The sequence below is a fragment of the Vibrio sp. 704 genome (genome assembly GCF_033339295.1).
In genome coordinates, this window is the sequence record NZ_JAWOUH010001012.1 from 1 (window position 1) to 519 (window position 519).

Genomic DNA, 519 nt, shown 5'->3' on the forward strand with positions numbered 1-519 from the left:
CAACACTGCCCTCCTTTGCCCACCATTGGTTGGTGCCTAAAATCACCGCCTTTCGTCAACGTCATCCTGATATTGCCCTATTACTAGAGCCAACAAATGATCTTGTCTCTTTTCAAGATAGTCAGATAGATTTGTGCGTTCGCTACGGATTAGGAAGATACCCAAATTTAGAATCGCAGTGGCTGATGGACGAAGCCTTTTACCCAGCATGTCATCCGATGTATCAGAAAGAACATGGCATCTATAGCATCGAAGATTTAAGCAAAGCAGAGCTCATCGAAGACGTTTGGCCCGATCTCGACTGGAACATGTGGTTAGCAAGACTTGGACACTCAGCGGCAAAGCCCGCTTTAAAATACAGTGGCTCGCACTTAGTGTTGGAAGCTGCGTTATCCCTACAAGGTGTAGCGCTCGTCAAACACAGCTTGGCGTATCAATATTTTCGGACGGGTAAACTGGTTCGTATTGGCGACATCGCGATAAAACCTAGATTTGCGTACTACCTATGTGCACCCAAGG

Annotated in this window: 1 protein-coding gene; it reads left to right on the forward strand. The window is 46.6% G+C overall.

All coding sequences use genetic code 11. The annotated features are described in order from the left end of the window. A partial coding sequence (locus R7R24_RS30385; RefSeq protein WP_318120674.1) for a LysR substrate-binding domain-containing protein occupies positions 1–519 on the forward strand: 519 nt, incomplete at both ends.